The sequence below is a fragment of the Ruegeria sp. HKCCA5491 genome (assembly GCF_013034565.1).
Taxonomy (GTDB): Bacteria; Pseudomonadota; Alphaproteobacteria; order Rhodobacterales; family Rhodobacteraceae; genus Ruegeria.
This window is the reverse complement of sequence record NZ_WQGG01000013.1, coordinates 14690-37936: the sequence shown is the minus strand read 5'-3', so window position 1 is coordinate 37936 and position 23247 is coordinate 14690. Positions and strand designations below refer to the sequence as shown.

The 23247-nt window shown below is 57.4% G+C and carries 20 protein-coding genes; 9 read left to right on the top strand and 11 right to left on the bottom strand.

Features of this window, described 5'->3' with window-relative positions; genetic code table 11:
• Window position 1: 1 nt before the first annotated feature.
• The 4 genes from GOV88_RS16775 to GOV88_RS16760 form a co-directional block, all read right to left on the bottom strand.
• Window positions 2-880 (bottom strand): tryptophan 2,3-dioxygenase, encoded by an 879-nt coding sequence (locus GOV88_RS16775; protein WP_171241127.1) that lies wholly within the window; start codon window positions 878-880, stop codon window positions 2-4.
• Between the two features lie 63 nt (window positions 881-943).
• Window positions 944-1972 carry an L-threonine 3-dehydrogenase gene (tdh, locus tag GOV88_RS16770; protein ID WP_171241192.1) on the bottom strand — a complete coding sequence of 343 codons (1029 nt, stop codon included), beginning with the start codon at window positions 1970-1972 and terminating at the stop codon, window positions 944-946.
• Between the two features lie 14 nt (window positions 1973-1986).
• Complete coding sequence (locus GOV88_RS16765) at window positions 1987-3171, bottom strand: glycine C-acetyltransferase (protein WP_171126685.1); 1185 nt, start codon at window positions 3169-3171, stop codon at window positions 1987-1989.
• A gap of 108 nt (window positions 3172-3279) precedes the next feature.
• The gene (locus GOV88_RS16760; RefSeq protein WP_171212487.1) at window positions 3280-3843 is read right to left on the bottom strand and encodes a helix-turn-helix domain-containing protein; all 564 of its coding nucleotides are present in this window, start codon (window positions 3841-3843) and stop codon (window positions 3280-3282) included.
• A gap of 118 nt (window positions 3844-3961) precedes the next feature.
• Here GOV88_RS16760 and GOV88_RS16755 point away from each other — a divergent pair, with 118 nt between their 5' ends.
• On the top strand, window positions 3962-5137 hold the full coding sequence (locus tag GOV88_RS16755) for an acetyl-CoA C-acyltransferase family protein (RefSeq protein ID WP_171125971.1): 1176 nt from the start codon (window positions 3962-3964) through the stop codon (window positions 5135-5137).
• Between the two features lie 98 nt (window positions 5138-5235).
• Here the strand turns inward: GOV88_RS16755 and ubiB are convergent, their stop codons facing one another.
• Both ubiB and ubiE read right to left on the bottom strand, forming a co-directional pair.
• On the bottom strand, window positions 5236-6765 hold the full coding sequence (gene ubiB / locus GOV88_RS16750; protein WP_171125973.1) for a 2-polyprenylphenol 6-hydroxylase: 1530 nt from the start codon (window positions 6763-6765) through the stop codon (window positions 5236-5238).
• A complete protein-coding gene (gene ubiE / locus GOV88_RS16745; RefSeq protein WP_171125975.1) occupies window positions 6765-7517 on the bottom strand; it encodes a bifunctional demethylmenaquinone methyltransferase/2-methoxy-6-polyprenyl-1,4-benzoquinol methylase UbiE in 753 nt (250 codons plus the stop codon). Before ubiE ends, ubiB begins: the two co-directional genes overlap by 1 nt.
• An 86-nt stretch (window positions 7518-7603) precedes the next feature.
• Between ubiE and mutM the strand changes: the two genes are divergently transcribed.
• From mutM to recF, 6 genes are all read left to right on the top strand, one after another.
• The gene (gene mutM / locus GOV88_RS16740; protein ID WP_171125977.1) at window positions 7604-8455 is read left to right on the top strand and encodes a bifunctional DNA-formamidopyrimidine glycosylase/DNA-(apurinic or apyrimidinic site) lyase; all 852 of its coding nucleotides are present in this window, start codon (window positions 7604-7606) and stop codon (window positions 8453-8455) included.
• 66 nt (window positions 8456-8521) lie between these two features.
• A complete protein-coding gene (locus GOV88_RS16735) occupies window positions 8522-9298 on the top strand; it encodes an enoyl-CoA hydratase (RefSeq protein ID WP_171125979.1) in 777 nt (258 codons plus the stop codon).
• Window positions 9299-9522: 224 nt separating this feature from the next.
• Window positions 9523-9786: a 30S ribosomal protein S20 gene (rpsT, locus tag GOV88_RS16730; protein WP_152459792.1), complete on the top strand. Its 264-nt coding sequence runs from the start codon at window positions 9523-9525 to the stop codon at window positions 9784-9786.
• A gap of 553 nt (window positions 9787-10339) precedes the next feature.
• Complete coding sequence (gene dnaA / locus GOV88_RS16725; protein ID WP_171126690.1) at window positions 10340-11725, top strand: chromosomal replication initiator protein DnaA; 1386 nt, start codon at window positions 10340-10342, stop codon at window positions 11723-11725.
• Window positions 11726-11951: 226 nt separating this feature from the next.
• On the top strand, window positions 11952-13073 hold the full coding sequence (gene dnaN, locus GOV88_RS16720) for a DNA polymerase III subunit beta (RefSeq protein WP_171125983.1): 1122 nt from the start codon (window positions 11952-11954) through the stop codon (window positions 13071-13073).
• A 59-nt stretch (window positions 13074-13132) separates the two neighbouring features.
• Window positions 13133-14230 carry a DNA replication/repair protein RecF gene (gene recF, locus GOV88_RS16715; protein ID WP_171241126.1) on the top strand — a complete coding sequence of 366 codons (1098 nt, stop codon included), beginning with the start codon at window positions 13133-13135 and terminating at the stop codon, window positions 14228-14230.
• On the opposite strand, the gene GOV88_RS16710 is transcribed toward recF, so the two are convergent.
• Complete coding sequence (locus tag GOV88_RS16710; protein ID WP_171126693.1) at window positions 14227-14793, bottom strand: carboxymuconolactone decarboxylase family protein; 567 nt, start codon at window positions 14791-14793, stop codon at window positions 14227-14229. The genes recF and GOV88_RS16710 overlap by 4 nt on opposite strands.
• A 100-nt stretch (window positions 14794-14893) precedes the next feature.
• Between GOV88_RS16710 and GOV88_RS16705 the strand changes: the two genes are divergently transcribed.
• Entirely contained in the window at window positions 14894-15466 is a 573-nt protein-coding gene (locus tag GOV88_RS16705; RefSeq protein WP_171126694.1) for a TetR/AcrR family transcriptional regulator, read from the top strand.
• Between the two features lie 102 nt (window positions 15467-15568).
• Complete coding sequence (gene gyrB / locus GOV88_RS16700) at window positions 15569-17986, top strand: DNA topoisomerase (ATP-hydrolyzing) subunit B (protein ID WP_171212493.1); 2418 nt, start codon at window positions 15569-15571, stop codon at window positions 17984-17986.
• A gap of 56 nt (window positions 17987-18042) precedes the next feature.
• Here gyrB and GOV88_RS16695 read toward each other — a convergent pair whose 3' ends face one another.
• From GOV88_RS16695 to GOV88_RS16680, 4 genes are all read right to left on the bottom strand, one after another.
• The gene (locus GOV88_RS16695) at window positions 18043-18624 is read right to left on the bottom strand and encodes a hypothetical protein (RefSeq protein ID WP_171241125.1); all 582 of its coding nucleotides are present in this window, start codon (window positions 18622-18624) and stop codon (window positions 18043-18045) included.
• Window positions 18625-19249: 625 nt separating this feature from the next.
• Window positions 19250-20794: a ShlB/FhaC/HecB family hemolysin secretion/activation protein gene (locus GOV88_RS16690; protein WP_171241124.1), complete on the bottom strand. Its 1545-nt coding sequence runs from the start codon at window positions 20792-20794 to the stop codon at window positions 19250-19252.
• Window positions 20795-21102: 308 nt separating this feature from the next.
• A complete protein-coding gene (locus GOV88_RS16685; RefSeq protein WP_171241123.1) occupies window positions 21103-21522 on the bottom strand; it encodes a hypothetical protein in 420 nt (139 codons plus the stop codon).
• Window positions 21523-21706: 184 nt separating this feature from the next.
• Window positions 21707-23098: an alpha/beta fold hydrolase gene (locus GOV88_RS16680; RefSeq protein WP_171126138.1), complete on the bottom strand. Its 1392-nt coding sequence runs from the start codon at window positions 23096-23098 to the stop codon at window positions 21707-21709.
• Between the last annotated feature and the right edge of the window lie 149 nt (window positions 23099-23247).

Sequence of the window (23247 nt, the reverse complement as noted above, 5' to 3'; positions counted from 1 at the left end):
CTTACTCCTGCTCGGCATACATCAGTTCGGTACGTACATCGTAGAGATCATGGAAAAACCGCAAATCCAAGGCCTTGCGTAGAAAGGACACACCGCTGGAGCCACCAGTGCCGGGTTGGTTGCCGATTACGCGCTCAACTGCGGTGACATGGTCAAAACGCCAGCGTTGAAACAGGGATTCCACATCCATCAGCTTTTCGGCCAGCGCATAGAGGTCCCAATACGTGTTCGTGTCGCGGAAGACCTGCACCCACAGCTTCACGATGCGCGAGTCACCGGAGTATGGCTGCGCATAGTCGCGGTTCAGCAAGTCGTCAGGCACATCGAACCCTTGCCGTGCCATCATGTGAAGGACTTCGTCATAGAGCGACGGTTTGGTCAGGGCGGCGGATAGCATTTCCATCACTTCGGGGTCATGAGCGTGCACTTTAAGGGTCGCGGCGTCCTTGTTGCCCAGAATAAACTCGATCTGACGGTAACCATAGCTTTGGAAGCCGGACGAGCTGCCCAAGGCCTGCCGAAACGCCATGTAATCGGCAGGGGTCATAGTCAGAAGCGTTTCCCACGACGCGATCAACTGTCGCTGGATGGCTTTTACCCGGTCAAGGTTCTTCATCGCGGGGCCAAATTCGTCCTGCTGCAGAAACCTTCGTACCTCGACCAGTTGGTGATGCATCAGTTTCAGCCACAATTCACTGACCTGATGGATGATGATGAATAGCATCTCATCGGGCTGGGCTGGATCCTGAAAGGTCTTTTGCAGGTTCAGCAGGGTCTTGAGCTGCAGGAAATCCCCGTAACTCTTGCGGTGGGTTTCCGCGAAATCGGTGACCAGAGAGTCCTCGATCCCGCGTTCCAGATACCTGTCATTGTCGCTCATGTGCTCCTCCAACCGCCGGGTCCGCCCTATGTTTAGGGTCAAATTTCGTGCGGTGCCAGAGCGTCAGGTCCAGTCCAGCACCACCTTGCCGGATTGCCCGGATTTCATGGCGGCAAACCCTTGGGCAAAGTCGTCGACCTTGAACCGATGCGTGATGACCCGGCTGACGTCCAATCCGTTCTGCAGCATGGCGATCATCTTGTACCATGTCTCGAACATCTCGCGGCCATAGACACCCTTGATGGTGATGGCCTTGAACACGATGCGTGACCAGTCCACAGGCGACTTGCCGGGCGGTATCCCCAGCAGAGCGATTTTGCCGCCCATCACCAATGCCTCGACCATCTGATCCAGCGCGGCTTGCGAGCCTGACATTTCCAGGCCCACATCAAACCCCTGCGTCATGCCAAGGTCTGAAATGACGTCCTGTAGGTCCTCGTGGGAAACATCGACTGTTCGCACGGTGGGAACCACATGTTCCGCCAGTTTCAGGCGGTCGGGGTTGATGTCGGTGATCACTACGTGTCGCGCACCGGCATGGCGGGCGACAGCGGCCGCCATGATCCCGATTGGCCCTGCGCCGGTGATCAGAACATCCTCGCCCAGCAAATCAAAGCTGAGCGCGGTGTGAACAGCGTTTCCCAGCGGGTCGAGAATGGCCCCAATTTCGTCTGGCACGTCGTCAGGCAGAGGGACCACGTTGAAGGCAGGCAGCTTAAGATACTGCGCAAAGGCCCCCTGCTCATTCACACCGATACCGCGCGTGCCGGGGTCCAGATGGAACTTTCCGGCGCGGCTTTGTCGGCTGTCATTGGTGATCAGATGGCCCTCGCCCGAGCATCTTTGACCAACCTCAAGCCCAGCCACATTGCGCCCGATCTCGACGATCTCGCCGGCGAATTCGTGGCCGGTGATCATGGGCACTGGAACGGTTGCTGCGGCCCATTCGTCCCAGTTCCAGATGTGAATGTCTGTACCACAGATGCCCGTCTTGTTGACGCGAATCAGAACCTCGTCCGGGCCGATCTCGGGGACCGGGGCTTGCGCCATCCAAAGACCTTCTTCAGGTTTTGATTTCTCGAGTGCTTTCATGGTGTTGGGCCGCATCAGATCACTCCCAATTCGCTACCAACCTTGCCAAAGGCGGCCAAGGCGCGGTCCAACTCGTCACGGGTCAGCGCGGCGTTCATCTGGGTTCTGATCCGGGCCTGTCCGCGTGGGACGACCGGGAAGAAAAAGCCCGAGACATAGACGCCCTCATCAAATAGTCGCGCGGCCATATCTTGTGCCAGCGTCGCTTCGCCCAGCATTACCGGGATGATCGGGTGTTCACCGGGCAGCAGGTCAAACCCCAGTTTTTCCAGACCGGCCCGCCAGTAGTTTGCGTTTTCGAACAGCCGGGTGCGTAGGTCTGCGCCGTCGTTGACAAGGCGAATGGCCGCTAGCCCAGCGGCCACAATGGAGGGCGGCAGCGAGTTTGAGAACAGATAGGGCCGCGCCCGCTGCCGCAGCAGGTCGATCACTGGCTGCGGCCCAGCGATGTAACCGCCGATTGCCCCCCCAAGTGCCTTGCCCAAGGTTCCTGTCAGAATATCCACGTCGACGCCGAAATGATCCGGCGTACCCGCCCCGTTTGGCCCCATGAACCCGGTGGCGTGGCAATCGTCGACCATGACGATGGCGTCGTACTTGTCGGCTAGTTCGCGGATCTTCGGAAGGTTGGCCAGATAACCATCCATCGAGAACACGCCGTCCGTGGCAATCATGATATGCCGCGCCCCATCCGCGCGCGCCTGTTTCAGCCAGGCCTCAAGATCGTTCATGTCGTTGTTCATGTACCGATAGCGTTTCGCCTTACACAGGCGCACCCCGTCGATGATTGAGGCATGGTTCAGACTGTCCGAGATAATCGCGTCCTCCGGGCCCAGAAGGGGTTCAAACAACCCGCCATTTGCGTCGAAACAAGCGGCAAACAGGATCGCATCATCCTTGTTCAGGAACTGTGCCAGCTTCTGCTCCAATTCGCGGTGAATATCCTGCGTGCCACAGATAAACCGGACCGAGGCCATGCCGAACCCTTTGGGCTCCATCGCGCCTTTGGCCGCGTCGATCAATGCCGGGTGATCGGCCAGCCCCAGATAATTGTTGGCACACAGGTTGATGACCTGCTTGCCACCTACCGTGATCTCTCCGCCCTGAGGCGAAGTGATCATGCGCTCGCGTTTATACAGACCTTCCGCTTCGATCTGCGCGAGGGTGTCCGTGATATGGGACAGGAACGTGTCAGCCATGGCGATCTCCTTGCTTTGAGTCGCGTATCTAACATAGCGGATGAAATTCCCAAATAGGGGATTGGCATAATGACGGAAAAATTTCCGTGAAGGCGGATTTTTGCCAGTTCAGGCGTTTTTGACGATCAGAAAAACTCTGGCGGTACTTTCGGCGGTGATCGAATGGGCAACGTCCGCGGCATATCGCGCCGTGTCACCCTGTTTCAGATCGCGGGTGGCGGACCCGGATGTGATGCGAACCGCGCCTTCCAGCACTGTCAGTTGTTCGCGCGCGCCCCGCGCGTGGGGCTGGCTGGTCAGCCCGCCATCTTGCTCAAAGTAGATATCATATACCTCGTGGCCGCCTGCTTCTTCGGGCGGAGAGAGGATGCGAATACGGCAGTTCTGGCCCATATTGTCGATGCTGGGCACCTCTGCGCTGCGCAGAACTTCGATTTGATCGGCGTTGTCGGATTCCTCCAATAAACCTGCAAAATCTACCTGAAGGGCCCGGGTCAAATTCCACAGGGTCGATATTGTTGGGCTGCTCTCGCCCCGTTCGATCTGACTGACCATGGACCGGGACACACCGCTGAGATTGGCGACCGCTTCGAGGGACAGGCCCTTGGCGCGGCGCGCTTCTTTCAGGCGTGTGGGCAGTCGTGTCAGGATATCGTCTGATTTTTCCGTCATGGCGGAATCTGATGCGCTTTTCAGGATGGCTTGTCAATTCTGCTTGTGACGGTACGTCCTATGGGACAGCCTTGTGCTGCAGATGCATAGTGGCGCCAATTCCAAGAGGAGAAGACACATGAAAGATATCGTCATTCTGGATGGGGCCCGTACCGCTGTTGGGACGTTCGGCGGAGCATTGTCCTCGACCGCGCCAATTGATCTGGCAACTGTTGTGACCGAAGCCGCGATGGAGAAGTCGGGCGTTGAGGGCGGCCAAATCGGTAACGTGGTTTTCGGCCATGTGATCAACACTGAACCGCGCGATATGTATCTGTCTCGTGCGGCGGCGAAACAGGCAGGTATCCCGGTTGAAACTCCGGCGATGAACGTGAACCGTCTGTGTGGTTCGGGTGCTCAGGCGATTGTGTCGGCGGTGCAGTCGCTGATGCTGGGCGATGCCGAATTCGCGGTTGCTGGTGGTGCCGAGAGCATGTCGCGCAGCCCCTACATCGTTCCGCAGGCACGTTGGGGCGCGAAAATGGGCGACGTTACATCGCTGGACATGATGCTGGGTGCGCTGAACTGCCCGTTTGGTACTGGCCACATGGGTGTGACAGCCGAGAACGTCGCGGACGAGCATCAGGTTACACGCGAACAGATGGATGCGTTTGCCCTGACCAGCCAGACCCGCGCCGCTGCTGCGATTGAGGCTGGGTATTTCCAAAGCCAGATCACACCGGTTCAGGTCAAGGTCAAGCGCGATATGGTGGACTTCATGGTCGATGAGCATCCCAAGGCGACCTCGATCGAGGCGCTGGCCGGGTTGCGTCCGGCGTTCAAGAAGGACGGCCGTGTGACGGCAGGCAATGCCTCGGGTATCAATGACGGTGCAGCCGCGATGGTTCTGGCGACGGCGGAGGCGGCTGAGAAAGCCGGTCTGAAGCCGAAAGCGCGTATTCTGGGCTATGGCCACGCGGGTGTGCGGCCCGAAGTGATGGGCATCGGTCCGGTGCCTGCGGTGCAGAACCTGCTGGCGCGCACTGGCTTGACGGTCGAGGATTTCGACGTGATCGAAAGCAACGAAGCCTTTGCGTCCCAGGCAATTGCCGTCAACAACGAACTGGGGCTGGATACTGCCAAGGTTAACCCGAACGGCGGCGCGATTGCATTGGGTCACCCTGTCGGGGCGACCGGTGCGATCATCACGCTGAAAGCGCTGTACGAACTGGAGCGGATCGGTGGGTCCAAAGGTCTGGTGACGATGTGCATCGGCGGTGGTCAGGGAATCGCCATTGCCTTTGAACTGCTCTGATTTGAGACGTTGTTGGGGGGGCTGTCTGCCCCCCATCGCGCCTTTGGGCGCGATTCCCCCCGAGGATATTTTGGGCCAGATGAAGGGGCAGATCGGTTTTAGCTGAGCGCCGCAACGATCAAAACGAGAACTGCGCCTGCGGCTGCACCGATGGTCGCCGGGAGCGCCATTGACCAAAAGCGGGTGTTTCGTGGTTCGTCCTTCTGGGTTTGTGCGATCAGCGCGTTTTCCACCAGGGCGGGCAGGCGAGGGCCAAAGCGGGCCAGAACCATGGCCGTTTTTCCGAAATCGCGCAGGGCCGCGCGCGGGCCGATGGATTGCTTGATGTAGTCCTCGACCACGGGGCGGGCGACTTCCCAGATGTTGACTTGTGGGTCCAGCGAGCGCGCGACACCTTCGACCACCACCATTGTGCGCTGCAACAGGATCAATTCGGTGCGGGTTTCCATGCCGAACCGTTCGGTGACTTCGAACAGGTAATTCAGCAGGCGGCCCATCGAAATATGGGTGGCGTCCATGCCAAAGATGGGCTCTCCTACCGCGCGCAGGGCGCGTGCGAATTCGTCGACATCCCTGTCGGCAGGGACGTAGCCCGCTTCGAAATGGACCTCGGCCACGCGTTTGTAGTCGCGACGGATGAAGCCGAAGAGGATCTCTGCATAGACCCGACGAGTGTATTCGTCGATATGGCCCATGATGCCGTAGTCATAGGCAATGATATCACCATTGGCGGCGACCTTGAGGTTGCCCTGATGCATATCGGCGTGAAAAAAACCGTCGCGCAGAGCGTGCAGCAGGAACAGACGCAATACGCGCTCGCCCAGATCGCGGCGGTTATGATTGGCCGCATCCAGCGCGTCATTGTCGCCCAAGGGGATGCCGTCTGCCCAGCTGAGGGTCATCACCCGCCGCGCGGACAGGGACCAGACCACAGGCGGCAGCCAAAACCCGGCATCGTCCTTGGTGTTGGCTGCGTATTCCGAAGCGGCGGCGCTTTCGAGACGTAGATCAAGTTCACCTCGCACAACGCCGTCGAAGTGTTCGATCACTTCCATCGGTCTCAGGCGACGCGCGCCGGGGGCAAACAGTTGCACGATGCGTGCCGCGAAATAGAAGGCGTCGACGTCCTTGCGGAAGGCACGCTCGATCCCGGGGCGTAGGACTTTGACGGCGACATCTTCGCCTGTGCTGGTCAGCTTTGCCTTGTGGACCTGGGCGATGGATGCGGCAGCGATGGGTTCGCTGAATTCGTCGAATATATTCGAAACGGGTTGTCCCAATTCCTTTTCGACTTCGGCCATGGCCTCGGCTTTGGGAAAGGGGGGCAGTTTGTCCTGCAGGACGCGCAGTTGTGCGGCCAATTCGTTGCCGACGACATCGGGGCGGGTCGAGAGAACCTGGCCAAATTTGATGTATGCCGGACCCAGCGCCGTGAGCGCGCGGGTGGCCGGGGGCATCGACGGATCGCCCTTATACCCGAGCCACTGGAATGGTTTGCCCAATGTATGCGCAAGGAGGCGCAAAGCTTTTGGCGCCTCGAATGCGTCAAGCACCACGTTCATCGCGCCGGTGCGTTCGAATGTAGCGCCTGTGCGGATCAGGCGGATAATGTTGTGGGGACCGCGCATCAGATTTTCCAGCCGGAGTGTAGCGCGGCGATACCCATGCTCAGGTTGCGGTATTTCGCGTTCTCGAACCCTGCGGCGCGGACCATGCCCAGAAAGGTTTCCTGATCGGGGAAGTTGCGGATGGATTCCACCAGGTACTGATAGCTGTCGTAATCGTTGGCGATCAGCTTGCCCATGCGCGGGATGACGTTGAAACTGTAGAGATCATACAGTTTTTGCAGCCCGTCATTGGGCAGCTGGCTGAATTCCAGAACCATCAGGCGGCCACCGGGTTTCAGCACGCGGTAGGCTTCGTTCAGCGCCTCTTGCGGGCGGGTCACGTTACGGATGCCGAACGAAATCGTGTAGACGTCGAACGTGTTGTCTTCGAACGGCAGGGACATGGCGTCGCCAACCACCCAATTCAGGCTGTCGGCCATCTGATCGGCTTCGGCGCGCTGTCGGCCTTCGACCAGCATCGGCTCGGTCAGGTCCAGAACGGTGGCGTGGCCGTGGCCCGCACGTTTGAGGAAGCGGAAGGAAATGTCTCCGGTCCCGCCTGCCACGTCCAGAAGGCGCTGACCGGGGCGCGGGGCCAGCCAATCCATCATCGCGTCTTTCCAGACCCGGTGGATTCCCATCGACATGACATCGTTCATCACGTCATATTTCGAGGCGACCGAGTTAAACACGCCCTGCACGCGCCCGGCCTTTTCAGCCTCGCGCACGGTTTCGAATCCGAAATGTGTGGTCTTGTCGTTGGTGTCGGACATTTGCCTTGCCGTTTGTCGAATTTCGCCTCTGTTATAGGGCCATTGGTATCGGGCACAATGCGGCCCTTTGGAATAGGAGCCAAGTAATGCCCGAATTGCCCGAGGTCGAGACAGTAAAACGCGGTTTGGCCCCGGCGATGGAGGGTGTCGTTATCGAACGCGCCGATGTGAACCGCCCCGATCTGCGTTGGCCTTTTCCCGAACGGATGGCCGAACGGTTGACCGGGCAGCGGGTGGATGGGCTGCGAAGACGTTCGAAATACATCCTGGCGGATCTTAGCAGCGGTGAGACCTTGCTGATTCATCTGGGCATGTCCGGCCGGATGATGGTGTCGGGCGATCCGCTGGGGCAGTTCGTGCATGATCATCCGATGCCGGAAAAGCACGACCACGTGGTATTTCACATGGCAAATGGCGCGCGGATTACCTTCAACGACCCGCGCAGATTCGGTGCGATGGACTTGCTGCCCACGGCCACTGCTGAAGAACACAAGTTGCTGTCTGTTCTTGGACCCGAGCCGTTGGGCAATGACTTTCATGAACAACACCTGATCGACGCATTCAAAGGCCGGAACACTCCTGTCAAATCCGCGCTGCTGGATCAGGGAATCGTTGCCGGATTGGGAAATATCTACGTTTGTGAGGCGCTTTATCGCGCCAGAGTGTCCCCACGTCGAAAAGCTGGTCAAATTTCTGCGCAGCGTGTCGGTGCCATGGTTCCCATCATTCGTCAGGTGCTTCGGGACGCGATTGATGCGGGTGGTTCATCGCTGCGTGATTTCCGCCAAGCCGATGGAGAACTTGGATATTTTCAGCACAGCTTTGATGTCTATGGCCGCGAGGGTGGCCCCTGCCGCACCGAAGGATGCGATGCTGCCATAAAAAGAATCACCCAGTCCGGTCGCTCATCCTTCTATTGCACGCAATGCCAAAGATAACTTGATCCAAGGTTTTCGCGTGATAATGAATCGTTACTGAACGGAACAACCGGAAGCTTACACCTCATGGCTTTTGAGACGATCATCGTCGAAATCGAAGACCACGTCGCCCTTATCAAGCTTGATAGACCAGATGCTCTGAATGCACTGAACTCGCAGTTGACGCAGGAATTGTGCACAGCGCTGGAAGAGGCGGATCAAAACGACAAGGTGCGCTGCATCATCATCACCGGCTCGGAAAAGGCTTTTGCCGCCGGCGCGGACATCAAAGAGATGTCCGAGATGGGTTTTGTCGATGTCTACACCAGAAACCTGTTCGGTGATGTGAATGACCGGATAACGGCCATACGCAAACCGATCATCGCCGCAGTCGCAGGTTACGCGCTGGGCGGTGGATGCGAATTGGCGATGATGTGCGATTTCATAATCGCCGCAGATTCGGCCAAGTTCGGTCAACCGGAAATCAATCTCGGAGTCATCGCGGGTCTGGGTGGCACGCAGCGTCTGACCCGGTTTGTCGGCAAGTCCAAATCAATGGACATGAATCTGACCGGGCGTTTCATGGATGCCGAAGAAGCAGAACGGGCGGGCTTGGTCAGCCGGGTTGTCCCTGCAAAGAAACTGTTGGATGAGGCGACGGCCGCAGCCCAGAAGATAGCCGAAAAATCTCAGTTGAGCGCAATAGCCGCGAAAGAGGCTGTGAATCGCAGCTATGAATTGCCGCTGAACGAGGGGATGTTGTTTGAACGTCGGGTGTTCCATTCGATGTTTGCAAGCGAAGATCAAAAAGAAGGCATGGCTGCCTTTCTTGAAAAGCGCGCGGCCCAGTTCCGCGATAAGTAAACGACCTTTCAGATCGGATCAGGCGGGTACATGCCGCCTTTTTCATACCTGCCTTGCAGCAATAAGAATCTGCTTGGCAAACCCTTCCAACTTGGATAGTAAGCGCCGCTATACATGCGCGTGCGGCCCGCTTTGGCCCGACTCACACTCGTGATTTCTGATCCGGTGCGGATTACCCGTGGCGCGCAATTCATAGAACCGTACCGTACAAAGGTCAGAGACACATGGCTAACTCGCCCCAGGCAAAAAAACGCGCTCGTCAGAACGAGAAGCGTTTCGCAATCAACAAAGCACGTCGTTCGCGCATCCGCACCTACCTGCGCAAGGTCGAAGAAGCGATCGCATCCGGCGACAAGGACGCAGCAACCGCCGCTCTGCGCGCGGCCCAGCCCGAGCTGATGCGCGGCGTCACCAAAGGCGTTTTCCACAAGAACACCGCAGCGCGTAAAATGTCGCGCCTGTCCTCGCGCGTGAAGGCGCTGGGCTGAGTCTTTCGCTGACCCCAGGTCACGTAAGAAAGGCTGAACTATTTTGAAGGGCGTCGCGCATCGCGGCGCCCTTTTTGCTGTTGCCAGAATACCGCGCTTCACCAAGCCAAGAGATTCTTTCGCGCTCAGAGGCGAGTCAATATCAGAGTTTCGTTGCCGGGGACCTCGCCATCTTGTTACCACTGAATCAGCGATTCACTCGCTTGGGGGGACAGGCTGTTCCAGGGATCAAACTGACGGGCATCAGGGCGATCGGGGACGAATGTTGGCAACCGGGACTGCTGGTTTGCTGATCTGCTTTGGGACCTGATGCATTCAGGACTCCTAGCCCTGTCTAAAAAAAGAAGATTGCGACACGCAACCCGGTTTCCGGGGCGGTTCCGTTATTTGGAATGCCTTTGTGCCAGGTAGTGTCGACATTCAAAAACAAGGCGTCAGGCTATTTCAGTTTGGCGGATGGGTACCCTTTTGCGTGTGAGTGCGCGTACCGGGCGACCGGGACTTAGTAATAAGGCCGACAGGCCAATAAAGAATGGGATGCGTGAGGCGCTTAATGACACAAGAAAAATGGGGACTACTGCGTAACAAACTGCTCAAGGCTATTGGAAAAAATAACTACACCACCTGGATCGAACCTCTGGAGTTCCAAGAGGTTCAGGATGGGGTAGCTGTGTTTTCAGTGCCTACGAATTTTATGGGCAATTACGTCAGCCAAAATTTTGCAGATCTCATCTTGTATGAGTTGAATACGTCAGGTGAGCCCGTTCAACGCCTTGCGTTCCGGGTCGCGGCAAATTCACCGACGCGCCCGTCTGTCGAGGCAGAGTCGGCGCAAGCACCAGCGCCAGAGGCCGCTGTGCCCCATTTGACCGAAGTTGCAAATGATGCGTTGGAATCCTTGCAGGCCGCGCCTCTGGATGCCCGCTTCACATTTGACACTTTTGTGGTTGGTAAGCCCAACGAATTGGCCCATGCCGCTGCGCGTCGCGTGTCCGAAGGTGGCCCCGTGACCTTCAATCCGCTGGTTCTGTACGGTGGAGTTGGTCTGGGTAAAACGCACCTGATGCACGCTATTGCATGGGAACTGAAAACCAAACGGCCCGATCTGAACGTGCTTTACCTGTCAGCGGAACAGTTCATGTATCGGTTTGTGCAGGCTCTGCGCGAACGCCGCATGATGGATTTCAAACACCTGTTCCGTTCGGTCGATGTGCTGATGGTAGACGACGTGCAATTCATCGCAGGTAAGGACTCCACGCAGGAAGAATTCTTTCACACATTCAATGCGCTGGTGGATCAGAACAAACAGATCATCATCTCGGCGGACCGCGCACCGGGTGAGATCAAGGATCTGGAAGACCGTGTGAAATCGCGCCTGCAATGTGGTCTTGTCGTGGATTTGCACCCGACTGACTATGAACTGCGTCTGGGTATTCTTCAGAACAAGGTGCAACAGTACAGCAGCACCTATCCTGACCTGACAATTGCAGACGGCGTGCTGGAGTTTCTGGCCCATCGCATCTCGACCAATGTTCGTGTGCTGGAAGGCGCGCTGACCCGTCTGTTCGCCTTTGCCTCGCTGGTGGGGCGCGAGATAGACATGGAACTGACGCAGGACTGTCTGGCCGACGTGCTGCGCGCATCCGAGCGCAAGATCACCGTCGAAGAGATTCAGCGCAAGGTTTCAGAGTACTACAACATCCGCCTGTCCGACATCATCGGCCCCAAGCGCCTGCGGTCTTATGCACGTCCGCGCCAGGTGGCGATGTATCTGTGCAAGCAACTCACCAGCCGGTCCTTGCCCGAGATCGGGCGTCGTTTCGGCGGGCGTGATCACACAACGGTCATGCACGGTGTCAAACGTATTGAAGAGCTGAAAACGACCGACGGCCAGATCGCCGAAGACGTCGAGATGTTGCGCCGGTCACTGGAAGCCTGATTTCCAGCCTCAGTTATTTAAAACCGCCCCGGACCCTTTGGCCCGGGGTGTTTTTTGTGGGCTTTAACCCACGGTTGGGTGGGAACTGTGCCCGCTTGGTCACGCCCCTCTTGACGCTTTGGTCAATCCGACTCAGAAATCCTTAAAAAATCCTTGTGCCTCAGGGTGGAACCGCTAACGTGCCAGTCCCGCCCAAATCGGCACGCAAGTCAAAGGAATTGAGGGTATGAAGATCAGCATCGAACGCGGCACCCTTCTTAAGGCCGTCTCGCAGGCCCAATCCGTTGTGGAACGTCGCAACACCATTCCAATACTTGCCAACGTGCTGATCGAAGCCGAAGGCGATGTGGCCATGTTCCGTGCCACCGATCTGGATATCGAAGTGGTTGATAAGGCGCCCGCACAGGTCGAAAAAGCCGGTGCGACCACCGTAGCGGCGACGACTTTGCACGAAATCGTGCGGAAGCTGCCGGATGGGGCTTTGGTGACGCTGACTGCCGACAGTGCTTCGGGTCGTCTAACGGTTGAGGCCGGGCGCTCGAACTTTTCGCTGGCGACCCTGCCGAAAGAGGATTTCCCGGTGATGGCGTCCTCGGAGTATCAGTCGAACTTTACGGCCTCGGCGGCGCTGTTGCGGCGTTTGTTTGACAAGTCGAAATTTGCGATCTCGACCGAAGAGACGCGCTATTACCTGAATGGCGTTTATATGCATGTGGCCGATGGATCCGAGGGCGGTAAGGTGCTGCGCTGTGTGGCCACAGACGGGCACCGTCTGGCGCGGATTGATGCGGATCTGCCTGATGGGGCGGCTGATATGCCGGGCGTGATCGTACCGCGCAAGACCGTGGGTGAGCTGCGCAAGCTGCTGGACGATGATGAGATGGATATCGCTGTGTCTGTCAGTGAAACCAAGGTGCGCTTTGCGACGCCTGATATCACACTGACTTCGAAAGTGATCGACGGCACCTTCCCCGACTACACTCGTGTGATCCCGCAGGGCAATACGCGCCAGTTGGAAGTGGATGCCGCCGAATTCGCGCAAGCCGTGGATCGTGTGGCGACCGTATCGTCCGAACGCTCGCGCGCGGTGAAATTGCAGCTGGATGCCGATAAGCTGGTTCTGTCGGTCAATGCCCCTGACAGCGGTGCCGCCGAGGAAGAGCTGGCTGTGGCTTATGGCGACGAGCGGCTTGAGATTGGATTCAATGCGAAATACCTGCTCGAGATTGCTTCTCAGGTGGATCGTGAGAATGCTGTGTTTCTGTTTAACTCGGCCGGTGATCCGACCTTGATGCGCGAAGGCAATGATCAGAGCGCGGTTTACGTCGTCATGCCGATGCGCGTCTGATCGCGCTGGCGCGCGATGCCTCCGGCGGAAGTATTTTTGAACAGAAGAAGGGTGGGGTCATGGGATTGGCCCTGACTGAACTGACGGTCTCGCATTTTCGGTCGCATAAGCTGGCGCGGCTGGCTTTGGATGGGCGGCCGGTTGCGCTGCATGGACCAAACGGGGCCGGTAAGACTAATATTCTGGAGGCGGTGTCGTTGTTCTCGCCCGGACGTGGGATGCGGCGGGCGAGTGCGGCTGAGATGACGCGGCGGCCCGAGGCGCTGGGCTGGAAGCTGTCTGGTGTGTTGCAGGCGCAGGGGCAAAGCTATGAGATCGAGACGTGGTCCGAGGGTGGCGCAGCACGGCAGGTTCGGATTGATGACAAAACGGCCAGTCAGATTGATTTGGGCAAGCTGGCGCGGGTGGTCTGGCTAATCCCTTCAATGGACCGGTTGTGGATCGAAGGGGCCGAGGGGCGGCGGCGGTTTCTGGATCGCATCGCCTTGAGTTTTGATCCGACCCACGCTGAGGCGTCCCTGACTTATGAGAAATCCATGCGCGAAAGGAACCGCCTGCTGAAAGAGCAAGTGCGTGATGCCCATTGGTATGCAGCGCTTGAGGGGCAGATGGCCGAGACCGGATACCGTATCCACGCAGCGCGACTGTCGGCTTTGGATTGTTTGCGCGCTGCGCAGGAGCGGGCGGAAACCGCCTTCCCATCGGCTGATCTGGAGCTAGTGCAAACCGAAGGTGCGATGCCCGAAACGGCAGACGATCTGCGCGAGGCACTGGCCGAAAGCCGGTTCCGCGATTTGGCTGCAGGGCGGACATTGGTGGGGCCGCATCGGTCTGACGTGTATGGGGTTTTTAAGGCCAAGGGTGTTCCCGCCAGGGATTGTTCAACCGGAGAGCAGAAGGCGCTGTTGGTGTCGTTGATCCTGTCGAACGCACGTGCGCTGGCTGAGACAGTGGGTGCGCCGCCGATCGTATTGCTGGATGAGGTTGCGGCACATCTGGATGCCGGGCGGCGGGCTGCGCTTTATGATGAGATTTGCGCGCTGGGGGCTCAGGCCTGGATGACAGGCACCGGGCCTGAGCTGTTTGCGGAGTTGGGGGACCGGGCCCAAACGCTTGTTGTTACCGAAAGCGATGAGGGCTCAGTCGTGACGGCTTAGGCCGGCTCGCCGACTTTACGCTCCCACAAGAAGCCGCGCATCACCTCATCAACGGGTGTTTGGGCCATGTGGTTGACGTAGTTCGACATGGTTTTCTGTGCCAGGCCCAGCACCACATCCAGAACGGCGCGGTGTGAATAACCGGCGTCAAAGAACGCCTGAAGCTGTGCATCGGACGGGTTGCCACGGGTTTCCATCATTTGCAACGTGAAGGTCCGCAGGGCCTCAAGCTTGGCCGACGGGAGCGGAGTTTCATTGCGCAGGGCCTCGGTGATTTCGTCCGAGACCTTCATCATCTTGGCGATGCCGGTATGGGCAGGCACACAATAGTGGCATTCGTTTTCCACGTTGATTGTCTGCCAGACAACGGTCTTCTCGTCATTGTCAAAGTCGGTTTGCAGGAACAAATGGTGCAGAATCTGATAGCCTTCCAGATGCTGCGGGCTTTCAGCCATCACTTTGTGCAGGCCGGGCAGTCGGCCAAACGCGGCCTGAGACTTTTCCAGCAGCGGTTTGGACCCTTCAGGGGCGGTTTCAAGGTCATGAGAGGGGAAGTTTGCCATGTCAAAACTCCTGTTTCTGGCGCTGTGAGTCGTATTTAGGCTTTATTGAGCGATCACTCAAGTATATATTTGAGTAAATGCTCAAGAATTGGTGAACCCGATGCCTCGCAAACCTTCATACGACCGAGATGCGCTGATCGCGCAGGCCAGGGATATCTTTTGGCGTCAGGGGTGGGCTGGAACGTCGCTCAAGGATCTTGAACGCGAACTGAATCTGAAACCTGGCAGTTTCTATGCGGCCTTCGGATCCAAGGATGCGCTGTATGCTCTGGCGTTGGAGCGGTACGCGCAGGATGGCGTGTCGCGATTGACGACCATGGCGGATGAGGTTGGGCCATTACAGGCGTTAAAAACGCAGCCGCAGATCGTGATAAGCGCCAAGGAAATGCCAGCGCGTGCTTGTATGCTGGCCAAGACATTCGCTGAACTGCAGGCCAAAGGGCACGGTTTGGCGGACAAGGCAGGCGCTCATCTGGAGGAGATGAAAGAGTGTTTCGCCACCCTTTTCCGACGTGCGCAGGCGGCCGGAGAAATTGGCGCACATCATGACCCGGATCGGTTGGCCGCACGGTACCAATCGGATCTTTTGGGTCTGCGGTTGTCGGCCGAGCGTGACGATGTGAATGCGATAGAATTGGCGTCGGATATTGCGGCCGATCTAGATCGGCTGTGATCTGCTGAAAAAGACACTGACCGACACAAAATCTGGTGGGATCGCGTGACATTCCCCACCAGAAAACGTATAAGTTACCAAAATAATATAGGTACTAACCGAATGTCCGAAGACGCACAGGCACCACAGGAATATGGCGCTGATTCTATTAAGGTTCTCAAAGGCTTAGAGGCTGTTCGCAAACGTCCCGGCATGTATATCGGTGACACTGACGATGGGTCGGGCCTGCACCACATGGTGTACGAGGTTGTGGACAACGGAATTGATGAGGCGCTGGCCGGGCACGCCGACCATGTGACGGTCAAAATCCACGCCGATTCCAGTGTTTCGGTCAGCGATAACGGCCGTGGGATTCCGGTGGATATTCACCCCGAAGAAGGTGTGTCAGCCGCTGAAGTCATCATGACCCAACTGCATGCGGGCGGGAAGTTTGACAGCAACTCGTACAAGGTGTCAGGTGGCCTGCACGGTGTGGGTGTCTCGGTTGTGAATGCCCTGTCCGATTGGCTGGAGCTGCGTATCTGGCGCAACGGCAAGGAACACGTGGCGCGCTTTGAAGGTGGCGAAACAGCGGAACATCTGAAGGTCGTGGGCGAATGTGGGGATCGCACTGGAACCGAGGTGCGGTTTTTGGCCTCGACCAGTACGTTCTCGAACCTCGAATATTCGTTTGAAACGCTTGAAAAGCGCCTGCGTGAGCTGGCCTTTTTGAACTCGGGCGTGCGGATCATCCTGATCGACGAGCGCCCCGCCGAACGGTTGGAGACCGAGCTGTTCTATGAGGGTGGCGTCAAGGAATTCGTCAAATACCTCGACCGGTCGAAGACGCCCGCGATGCCCGAGCCGATTTATATCAAGGGCGAGCGTGACGACATTGGGGTCGAAATCGCGATGTGGTGGAATGACAGTTATCATGAGACCGTTCTGCCCTTTACCAACAACATCCCGCAGCGCGACGGCGGCACGCATGTGGCCGGTTTCCGAGGCGCTCTGACCCGGACGATCAACAACTATGCGCAGTCCAGCGGGATCGCGAAGAAGGAAAAGGTCAGCTTCACCGGTGATGACGCGCGCGAAGGTTTGACCTGTGTGTTGTCGGTCAAGGTACCCGATCCGAAATTCTCCTCCCAGACCAAGGACAAGCTGGTGTCGTCCGAGGTGCGCCCGGCGGTCGAAGGCTTGATGAACGAAAAACTGGCCGAGTGGTTCGAGGAGAATCCGAATGAGGCCAAGGGCATTGTCGGTAAGATCATCGAGGCTGCTCTGGCGCGCGAGGCGGCCCGCAAGGCGCGCGAACTGACCCGCCGCAAAACGGCGATGGATGTGAACTATCTGGCTGGGAAGCTGAAGGACTGTTCCGAGAAAGACCCGTCCAAGACCGAAGTTTTCCTGGTGGAGGGTGACTCGGCGGGTGGTTCCGCCCAGACGGGTCGGGACCGGTTGACTCAGGCCGTTCTGCCCCTGCGTGGGAAAATTCTGAACGTCGAACGTGCGCGGTTTGACCGGATGCTCTCGTCGCAGGAAATCGGCAATCTGGTGATGGCGCTGGGCACTGGCATTGGCCGCGATGAGTTCAACATCGAAAAGCTGCGCTACCACAAGATCGTCATCATGACCGACGCGGATGTGGATGGCGCGCATATTCGGACCCTGCTGCTGACCTTCTTCTACCGTCAGATGCCGGAGCTGATCGAAGGTGGATACCTCTATATCGCGCAACCGCCGCTTTATAAGGTTTCGCGTGGTAAATCAGAAGTTTACCTGAAGGATCAGGCGGCTCTGGACGACTACCTAATCAATCAAGGCGTTGAGGGCGCGGTGCTGAAACTGGGCTCGGGTGAGGAGATCATCGGGCAGGACCTGACCCGCGTCGTAGACGAAGCGCGCCAGTTGAAACGTGTGCTGGACGCCTTCCCAACGCATTACCCGCGTCACATCCTGGAACAGGCCGCGGTCGCCGGAGCATTTGTTCCGGGTGCGGTGGATGCCGACCTGCAAGGTGTGGCCGACAAGGTGGCCGCCCGTCTGGACCTGATCGCGCTGGAATACGAACGCGGTTGGCAAGGCCGGATTACACAGGATCATGGCATCCGTCTGGCCCGCATCCTGCGGGGCGTCGAAGAAGTGCGCACGCTGGACGGCCCCATGCTGCGCTCGGGCGAGGCGCGCAAGACGGGTAGTTTCACCCAAAGCCTGCAAGAGGTTTACAACACCCCGGCCACTCTGGTTCGCCGTGATCGGATGCAAGCCATCCACGGCCCGCTGGACCTGCTGCGCGCCATTCTGGAAGAGGGCGAAAAGGGTCTGTCCCTGCAACGCTACAAAGGACTGGGCGAGATGAACCCCGATCAGTTGTGGGAAACCACGCTGGACCCGGATGCCCGTACCCTTTTGCAGGTGCGGGTCGATGACATGGTCGAAGCAGACGACCTGTTCACCAAACTGATGGGTGACGTGGTCGAGCCTCGCCGCGAATTCATCCAACAAAACGCGTTGAGCGTCGAAAACCTGGATTTCTGAGATTGTGTAGGTGCGCGCAGCATTATGCGCGCACCACGTAATTTACCAAGCGGACTTCACCGCTGCTTTCGTTTAACCGAAATAATGCAGCCGGCATGTTTTGGATGCCGTGCTGGAACATCGCGTGCCATTGCGTCCACATTCCCCAAATGCCGCAACGCCCCGTTGTTCAGCAAAACACCGCGCCCGGCATCATACCGGCGCTGTCCAAATCCGCTGGCAACGCATTCCCAGTCTTCCTTGGCCGCCGCGTTGCGGAACTTCGGTAGGTCGTGCGGGTCATGCCGTCCAGGTGTTGCTGCGACGTGGTCGTGTTTCTTTGAATTGCTTTGGTGGGTTAAGTGGTGGGTCACTTGTGTTGTGACGGGTTGCTGGATGGTCCCAGTTGTTGGCCTCGGCTTTGGGCGCATGATTGTCACGATGCCTTGTGGTTTTGGATGTCCGGGGACGGCCACATGAGTTGCCGTAGGTTTTGGGGTCAATTGTGGAACTTGGCCTGGAACCGCCGTGGGAACCTGATTGGGCGTTGCGGTTGGGACAAGCGGTGGCGTCGCTGTCGTACCGCTAGGTTGTGGAACAAGGCCGGGCACTGCGACCGGAATCTGGTTTGGTGTTGCAGTCGGGACCAGCGGTGGCACAGCAGTTTGACCGGTGGGCTGAGGTGGGACTTGGCCGGGAACGGCGATTGGTACTTGGTTTGGCGTTGCGGTTGGCACAAGGGGCGGCACATTAGGTTGAGGCGGAACCTGGCCAGGGACAGCTATGGGAACTTGATTGGGAGTCGCAGTCGGAACTTGCGGAGGCACAACCGTAGGTCCGGTAGCTAACGGGGGAACCTGATTGGGAACGGCCGTTGGAACCCGGTTTGGTGTCGCGTTTGGTACCAAAGGCGGGGCAAGAGTCGGCGCTACTACCGGTGTTGGAACCTGACCGGGAACCGCTATTGGCGTCGCGATAGGAACTTGATTGGGAATTGCGTTCGGGATCGCGCCTGGCGCAAGGACCGGCACGGTAACGGACGTGGGTGTTTGCTGCGTTCCCTTAGGCGGCAACTGATTTGCCACCGGCTGAGTTGGGCCAGTAACTTGATTACCTGCCCCTTGCCCACCAGCCTGCCCGCATCCTTGGCTCGACTGGTGCGGGTTCCCTACGCCTCGGCACCACCCGTAGTGATTTCCGCGGGCAACGACCTGAGTAGCGGCCAGTTCTGCAATCAAACAAGCTGCGGTAAGCAAAACAATGCAGTTCCGTTTCATAACATCCTCACCAACTTGTTGTCAGAGCAAGATACGCGCCAGGATCGCCAGAGTCGGTCAAAGGGCCGTCTCTCAGAGGGACACCAACGTATCCGGACAGGAATAGGTTTCGTTTGAACTCAACGTCCAAGCCCAGACCCGTCGATGCCAGTGTAGCATTATCAACTTCAAAACTCGCAGGGTCATTGTTCGTGATGTAACCAATGTCGAAAAAGGCAAAGGGCGTTAGGCGATGGACGCTCTGGGAACTGGGGAAGTAGGAATGAGACACTTCAAAAATCGCGGAAATCCCAGAATCACCGTCCACCTCGTCAAACCGATATCCGCGCAAAGCATAACGATCACCAAGAAAGTACTCTTCGACAGAAGGCAGACGGTCAGTTGTGTACTGCCCCCAGATTTCAGTCCGCCACGCAGTGTTGGGCGATAAGCCCGTCAGCGGGCTTTCGTATCCGATGCCGCCCCGCAAGTGCCAGAACGAAGAGTCCCCGTCGTCGAAATTGGCGTCTGTCGTGTCAGTGTCATTGTCGCCAAAAGATAAGGTTAATCCGGCTTCCAGCGCCTGTCCTTCTGAATAGTTTTGCCCGTAAAGATATGTAAGGCCAACGACGCTGGCGTCGCTGGACAGTGGAACGCCTCCACTAACAGAATCCGATTCTGAAAGGCGATAATCCAGCAGAAGGTATCCGTAACGAGCTACATCGCGGATCACCGGGTAACCCATCGCGACGGTGAAGTTCTCGCCGTCTATATCGGTTCTTGCAAAATCCCCCGAGAGGTCACGTTTTGCGTTTATGTTCCCATAAAAGATCTCACCATACAGACCATTGCTGTTCAGCGGCGTGCGATAGGTAAGAGCCCCCCATAAAGAGTGTTCATCGTCTTTGTCCCAATTGTAGTTGCCGGACCCCTCAAATCGCAGCAAATCACCGACGGCCAGCGTCGAGTAGAATTCTTGCACAACATAGAAACTGAGCGCCTCCCCAAGTTCACGCGGGGGATTGTCGAGTGTCGCACTGCCAGCTTGTTTGCGCAGGGGCTCTCCTAATATCCTCAGCCGGGCACCAGCCTGATCCGGGTAATCAAGTTCGGTCGACAATTCCAGATCAGGTATGTCTTCCGCTAGCATCACTGCCCGCTCAAACTGTTTGAGAGTTACTGGATATGCGATGGTGAGAGGGCGAAAGATCTTTTCCAGGGTTTGGAATGTGCGGGTATCTACGCCTTCAATTTCGATGGTTTGAATGCGTCCTTCATCCACAACAATGCTCTGCCCATCAGGGCCGGGCCATGCCTCTGCCAGGAAATACCCGTCTTCCCGGTAGATTTGAGTGATCGTTGACGCGACTTCCGAGGCCGTGATGCGCCCGGACCGGTCAAAGGCTAGCTGACCGGCAAATGTTAACAGCTCATCTGTATCATACACCGTTACACCGCTGACTGAGTGCCGTGATGCGATGTCCCATGTTTGGGCGAAGCTGTTTCTGGGAACTGATACAGCGGCCACAAAAGCGCAAAAGGCCGCAAAGGTAATCAAGCTGAATAAGCGCATTTTCGACACCCTCATGGGAACTGAGTATGTTGCTACTCGATCTTATTACGAGGTTCGAATAATTGAACTTGTTGCAACGTAAGTTATCTCAAGAGTGGTGCTTTCTAGAAACAGAGCAAACAGCCTATGAATGCGCCCACTCTGTCGCTGTAAGCAATGCAACTCCCATGCATCGAATATTGCCTGTGGCCCCCTGATGTCGAAGCTCACCTTCTTGCGGGCGTATCTACAGACGCGTTGGGTGCGGTCATTCCGCAAGTTGCGCATCGAAACAGCCAAAAGCTACGTTCTGAGCAGTGGGCCACAGCTTAGTAGCGCGGAACGCCTTTGGCGCGTCCGGCGGCATCGACCACGCGTTCGTCACCCGCTCTTATGCACTGTGCCGGGAATTGGCCCCCGAGTTCCTTTCTGGGGGATGTCATCCAATAGGCCCGTTGCCAGGGCGTCATTTCACAGGGCAGCGCCTTGAGGACTTTTTCCATCAGCGGCAAAGGGGTCCCGTCCTCGGCGAATTGAAACGAGGGGAAAGCGTCAGTCCCGTCATGGGGCACGGACATTATTTTTCCCGTTCTCTTCCAGATATCTCCGATCCTCGTGATCTGCCAGGATCCGTTCTTCCATTGCGCATGAACCGATGCGTCATCCAGCAAAGGGTATTTCTGCGCGAACTCGTTTCTTTGAAGGTCAGTGGTGGCGCTGCAATGCGCGCCAATATGCGAAGGGTACATCTATCAACTCATAAAACTCATTAAACATTCTCGGATCATAATGCCCGAAAGTGATTCCCGGCAAAATGAAACTGATCACTCAGCAGACTCAATTTCTTAGCGTGGCGCGAAAACACAGTTTGATGGGGCGTCCAACGCAGCGGTCTGACAATAGGCTAAGGCATTGGCGCGTTGGAATTTGATCCTAGCTGCCGTGTTCTTTCAGAAAGGGTCCGATTTCCTGAAAGAACTCATCAAACCCCGCATGACCCCGGATCATGCAATGGTTCGAACCGGGAAGCTCGACGAACTCGGCTGTGGGAATTTCACGCGCAGTTTCCCGGCCTTCGCTGATCGGGGCGGCCAAATCGCCCTTTGCGTGCAGGACCAGCGTTGGGACACGAATGCCCTGCGCATCGGCGCGCGCATCTACATGGGCGTTCATTTCCATGATGCGAAGCGCCGTTTCAGGGCTGGCGGAAATGCGTTGCATTTCATCAAAGCTGGCCCCTTCTTCCGGCGTGGCATCAGGCATATAGCATGACGTAAAGAAGTGGCGGTAAACCGGATTGGGTGACCCCCAGCCGGTCGATACCATGGCGCGTGACGCTTCATAGAATTGCTCAGCCTCTGCGTCACCGCGAGACATACGCCCTCGGACGTAGCCTCCGAGAAGGACAAGAAACTTGACGCGCTCGGGGTATTTTGCGGCAAACCGGACGGAAAACGCCGATCCCTGACTGATCCCCAACAGCCCGAAACGCTCCAGCCCGGCGGCGTCGGCAACGGCGACAATGTCATCAATCATCCGGTCCTCGGATATGTCGTCAACGTCCCAATCGGACAGGCCATTGCCCCGCTGATCGAAACGAACCAGTTGGCACAGTTTCGACATCTCGGACAGGAAATCCCCCCAGACCGGGCTGGTCCATTCGTATTCGATGTGGTTGAGCCAGTTCGGAGCCTTCAGCACAGGCGTTCCCTGCCCGGTGCTTGCCCATGCAAGGTTGACCCCATCCTGTGACCGGCAGAACTTGACTCGCTGCTGCAGCGAAATGTCGGGCGCTTTTCGTTGCCGGGGCGCTTGTGGCGACCAGTGCCAGACACGGATCGGACGGCTGATATTCTTGACACGTTGGCCGCCCATGTCCCGAAACGGGGCATCGACCCTGTCTTGGACGGCCTGATGCACGATATCAGAAACGCAGACACCGCCCGGTTCCGCAAGACCTTCCAGTCGCGCCGCCACGTTCACCCCGTCGCCGAATATGTCCCCGTCATCGAAAATGACGTCGCCCAGATTGATACCGACGCGAAACCGGATTCTCTGATCGTCCTCCAGTTCGGTTTCGTTCTGGTTCATGGCCTTCTGGATATTGACGGCACATTTGACCGCGTCCTGCACGGACTCAAACGTGGCAAGCATGCCGTCACCGGTGGTTTTCACGATACTGCCACGGCTGCGTGCGATTTCGGGGTCGATCAATTCCCGGCGGTATTTTTTCTGACGGGACAGGACGCCCAGTTCGTCAAATTCCATTAGCCGAGAGTAACCCACCATATCGGCGGCAAGGATGGCCGAAAGCCGCTGTTCCATATCCGTCTCCTCCAGAACGCCAGCGAGAAGGTGCAGTTTAATGCGACCAGTATACCCGAAATCCGCCCGCGCGGGGTTTTGATTGAGGTAGAGAGCTATCCGTACTGGATAATGACAGCTTCAAAATCCCCGGGGCTGGTGACAATGGT